Source organism: Shewanella sp. A22 (assembly GCF_053850585.1).
This window is the reverse complement of sequence record NZ_JBSQBN010000195.1, coordinates 1-4,550: the sequence shown is the minus strand read 5'-3', so window position 1 is coordinate 4,550 and position 4,550 is coordinate 1. Positions and strand designations below refer to the sequence as shown.

The 4,550-nt window shown below is 37.8% G+C and carries 6 protein-coding genes; 2 read left to right on the top strand and 4 right to left on the bottom strand.

From position 1 onward, the window contains the following. Positions 1-342: 342 nt before the first annotated feature. Positions 343-696 carry a ribosome hibernation-promoting factor, HPF/YfiA family gene (hpf, locus tag ACWXWT_RS19905; RefSeq protein ID WP_456043306.1) on the bottom strand — a complete coding sequence of 118 codons (354 nt, stop codon included), beginning with the start codon at positions 694-696 and terminating at the stop codon, positions 343-345. Between the two features lie 396 nt (positions 697-1,092). On the opposite strand from hpf, the gene ACWXWT_RS19900 reads away from it, so the two are divergent. After that, positions 1,093-1,758 carry a cytochrome b/b6 domain-containing protein gene (locus tag ACWXWT_RS19900; protein ID WP_456043305.1) on the top strand — a complete coding sequence of 222 codons (666 nt, stop codon included), beginning with the start codon at positions 1,093-1,095 and terminating at the stop codon, positions 1,756-1,758. A 138-nt stretch (positions 1,759-1,896) separates the two neighbouring features. On the opposite strand, the gene ACWXWT_RS19895 is transcribed toward ACWXWT_RS19900, so the two are convergent. Continuing rightward, the gene (locus ACWXWT_RS19895) at positions 1,897-2,346 is read right to left on the bottom strand and encodes a c-type cytochrome (protein WP_456043307.1); all 450 of its coding nucleotides are present in this window, start codon (positions 2,344-2,346) and stop codon (positions 1,897-1,899) included. 229 nt (positions 2,347-2,575) lie between these two features. On the opposite strand from ACWXWT_RS19895, the gene trpR reads away from it, so the two are divergent. Further along, positions 2,576-2,854, top strand: a complete 279-nt coding sequence (trpR, locus tag ACWXWT_RS19890; RefSeq protein WP_456043304.1) for a trp operon repressor — start codon at positions 2,576-2,578, stop codon at positions 2,852-2,854. Between the two features lie 210 nt (positions 2,855-3,064). Here trpR and ACWXWT_RS19885 read toward each other — a convergent pair whose 3' ends face one another. Both ACWXWT_RS19885 and slyD read right to left on the bottom strand, forming a co-directional pair. Then, the gene (locus tag ACWXWT_RS19885) at positions 3,065-3,439 is read right to left on the bottom strand and encodes a hypothetical protein (protein ID WP_456043303.1); all 375 of its coding nucleotides are present in this window, start codon (positions 3,437-3,439) and stop codon (positions 3,065-3,067) included. Between the two features lie 243 nt (positions 3,440-3,682). Then, on the bottom strand, positions 3,683-4,243 hold the full coding sequence (gene slyD / locus ACWXWT_RS19880; RefSeq protein ID WP_456043302.1) for a peptidylprolyl isomerase: 561 nt from the start codon (positions 4,241-4,243) through the stop codon (positions 3,683-3,685). Positions 4,244-4,550: the final 307 nt, after the last annotated feature.

The window sequence follows — 4,550 nt, the reverse complement described above, 5'->3', positions numbered from 1 at the left end:
GGCATGGTCTATTTTTTTCCATAAAAAATAAGACATTCCCACCCTCCATGGCGGTCAGATGCTGGAGGTAGAGTAACGCAGGAGCTTGTTACCGAGGATCACTATTCGCTTCAATCATCTGCCTTGCTACAGCACTTTGAACTCCCGCTAAAGATCACATATTTAATAGGATTGGTATAATGGGGGGGGCAGCCGGCAGCCCTGAAGGGTGAATTTATCACCTCACTGATAATTTTCGCTGAAAGAGCAAATTCTAATGCGGATTGGCATAAAGCGCTTGTTTAGTTTATTACAGGCAAAAGAAAGCGCACCCGAAGGTGCGCTGGTGAGATATAAATAACATCAAGCGGCGTTTTCCTCCTTATAGTCATACTCAAATTCGCTTTCTGTAGCATTGGGTAATGGTACATTGCGTTGAGCCTGGGGTTTATGGGTCAGGCGATTTAGCTGTTTTTCCAGCTTTTGTCCCATTGCAGTAATTGCTGCGTATAGGTTTTCACTTTTTGCCTGGGCGAATAACTCTCCACTAGGTAATCCAACTGATGCCTCTATTTTAAACAATTGCTTTTGTTGCGTAATAATAATGTGTGGGTTAATTAACTGTATATCATGTCGACTTAATTTCTCTAATCGTCCTTCGATACGTTCACGGATAAGGGCAGTGACTTCAAGTTGTTTGCTAGTGATTTTCAGCATATTTAGAACCTTCTTGTTGTTTGCTTAAGTTCAGATTACCAAGGTTTACAGTAAAAATCGTGATCTGCATCACGTTTTTGTTGGCTATAGATAACGAACGTTGCTTATTTGATCTGTTAGACATTTCTTAACAAAAAGCATCAAAATATGCTTGTATTACGGATTGTAACAGCCCATATTGGTATGGATAAGTTGATACTAAATTATCTATAGCGCTGCTTTATTCATCGATATGATTAGCTGTTCGTATACCTCATATTGTCAGGTCGTTAATTTCCCCTCTGTATAGATCAAACATTTCCCTGATAAACACAATTTGTACTACTGAATAGGATTTAATTCATTTTTGATTGGCTTATAATTGATGCATAAGCAAATGGATATGGACTGATATTAATGAGTATAGATCAACAAAAAATAAAGGTATGGGATTTTCCTACCCGTTTATTTCATTGGACGATGGTATGTTTGCTAGGGGGATTGTGGGGGACGGCTGAAATCGGTGAAATGCAATGGCATCAAATCTTGGCCTATCTACTTATGTCGCTGATTATTTTTAGGCTCATCTGGGGCTTTATTGGTAGCGAGACTGCAAAGTTTCATGATTTCTTGCTATCCCCTAAAAAAGTGATTACTTACGCAAAAGCACACCCCAAACCCGCGTCACTTGGTCATAATCCTTTAGGCGGGTATATGGTTATCGCATTGCTAAGTTTACTTGTTGTGCAGTTAACCACAGGGTTATTTGCTACCGATGAAATTTTTACTGAAGGTCCTTTGATGTATCTTGTATCGTCAGATACGGCAGGTTGGTTAACTTGGCTGCACAAAACTAATTTTAATTTTATTTTGGGCTTTGCGGCTATTCACATTATTGCGGTTATATTGCATGTTGTTAAGGGAGACAATATTCTTAAAGCCATGTTTAGTGGTTATAAGCAGGTTAATGAGCAAATGGTGTCACCGAATTTACGGTCACCTTGGCTTGCTCTATTGATCTTTTCGGTTATTCTTGGATGTATTTGGTGGTTGCTTTTGGAGCCCGTCGTCAGCTTTTTATAGATAAATAACTTGTCCAAAAAACTGCAAGGCCAATAAAAAAGCCCATAGGAATGGGCTTTTTTATTGTTGCTGAACATCTTCGCAATAGCTTGAATAAATAACCAGATAAATAGCGGTTCAATTCAGGTTGTGATCAAATTAGTCTTTTTTGTAAACGTCGTGACAACCTTTACAGCTTTTACCTGTATTACTAAAAGCCTGTTTAATTTGATTTTTATCGTTTGATTTTGCTGCAACGACTAATGCTGCTGCATTATCTTGAAATGTCGACATTTTGCTATCAAAATCAGCCTTATCTTGCCAGATTTTTGCTAAGGCTTCAGTATCACCTTTATCTGAACCGACAATAAAGCCTTCATGTGGTATTTTTGATAGTGCAGCAACGTTAGCTGCGCGAGTGTTAAATATGGCTGCATCAAACGGTTTTTTACCTTTTAACATTGCACCCATATCGCCAAAGTTGTAAGCAATTAAGCCAAAAGCGGCTTGACGGTATTGTATCGCGTCAGCTGGCTCTTCGAAGTTGTTAGCAAATACAGCAGGGATTAGCATTGCGGTAGTTGCAATGGCAAGTAATGTTTTTTTCATCATGATCCTTCTCTTTTCTCTAGTGACACTGGTTCCATAAGCACTTATAACTGCTGTCACACATATCGTTATGAGAATTAATGTGTAATCAGTCACACTTATTCTACACAATTTTATTGTAAGTTTGCGATATGTTTATCAATGAATATCAAGGTAGTATTTTGCAAACTGGTAAAGTTAATTGGTACACTTGTACTGTTTCGGCATTACTTACAAAGAGAATAACATTATGCGTGCCAACTGGAATTTAGTCGTAGATAGAATATTGACTCATTCAAATGAGGAAGATTTGTCGGTATTATTTCATTTATTGTTGACTGAAGAGGAACGCAGTGCGGTTTCTGGACGTTTACAGGTATTTCAAACTTTACTGGCTGGGGAGTTAAGCCAAAGACAAATCGCTGCCGATCATCAAGTCAGTATTGCAACCATTACACGGTGCTCGAATTATTTGAAAAACATGCCTGATAATCAAAGGGATTTAGTGAGAAAGCTGATTTTAGATTAACTAAAATTCATTGTCACAATGATTATATTTTGATCATTACCTGAGTGATTTGAGGTCAATCATAATGTTAATTGCGCATAATTTACGCGATGAAAGCTTTTCACTCGTTATAACCTATTTACCATCACCTCAATATTTTTCGACTAGCTGCAATCAAATAAAATTTTAAATCAATTGCTTACTTTACTTGGTTTGATCATGAAATCATGACTAACTAACCCCTCTAGGAAATCTATGATGACGATAATTTAATCGTCTAAAAAATAGATATCCACCGTAAGTGGTTAAGCATAAAGCAAAAAGAGTGCTTGAATCCTTTGGGTAAAAACGATACAGACCCGCAGCAATTAGCACATAAATAAAGGGTAATAAACCGTAAAGCGTTTCAGGCATAAAACCAGATTTTCGTTTCCGTTTTAAATCTGTACGTCGGTTCTTGGATCGCAAGTTATAAACATGTGCACCATACAAATAGACTAATACAGAAGCAATAAGGGCATAATTAGGCTCTAGCAGAAAAATGCTCACGCTGCCTATAAACATATAAGTGAAAGGTAACAATTCGTATAGAGGTTTAATCAACATACGCACTCCGTCTTTCGACATTCATTATTGTGTTGAATATCCAATTAATGAGGATTGCATTAGCCAAGTGTACTTAACGGTTATTGCTTACTCATAAATGTAATTACCGATGAATTATAACCTAAATAAAAAGGCACTGCCTAATAACTAGACAGCGCCTCAATATTTTCAATATTTTTATTGGCTTATCAACACGAGTTATGGGAATTCAATTTCGATTCCAATAATGCAATCAATTAAGTGTTAACGACAGCCACAGCCGCCATTACCATCACAACCAGGTTTTTCGGTGCCACATGACTCATGTTCATGATCGTGTCCGTGACTGCCACAACCTCCTTCAGCATGAATATGACCATGAGATAGTTCTTCAGCAGTCGCTTCTCTCACGGTAATAACTTCAACACTGAAATGTAATGATTGACCTGCCAGTGGGTGGTTACCATCAACCACAATGACTTCATCTTTAACTTCAGTCACTTGAACTGGGCGTTGACCCATTTCTGTTTCAGCAATAAAACGCATACCAGGAACGATGTCTTCAACATCACCAAATGCACTGATAGGAACTTCTTGTTTTAAACCCGGGTGATATTCACCATAAGCTTGATCTGCTGGAATTTTTGTCTCAATTTTCTCGCCAGCCGTTTTACCTTCTAAAACTGCTTCAAGTCCAGGTATTAAGTTTTCTGTACCATGTAAGTAAACCATTGGCTCACTTTCAAATGAACTTTCAATTAATACACCCTGCTCATCAGATAAGCGGTAATGAATGGTAACCGCCGCATGTTTAGTAATTTTCATATCGCCTCCAATTGTGATGGAGACATGATACCGTATTTTACTATCATGCTGCGATGACAAACATCAGATTTTGCTTATTCAATCACAGCTTTGTCTATTTTGTCTTGCCTTACATGTTTTACCCAGTCCATGTTGAAAAGACGTTGTAATACCAATCCTATTAAATATGTGATCTTTCAACGGGAGTTCAAAGTGCTGTAGGCAAGGCAGATGATTGAAGCGAATAGTGATTCTATTTTGAAAGCATCTAACGAAGCATAAAGGACTTTGAAACCCGCCAGAATGGAGTCTCTCAGGTATTCCACTT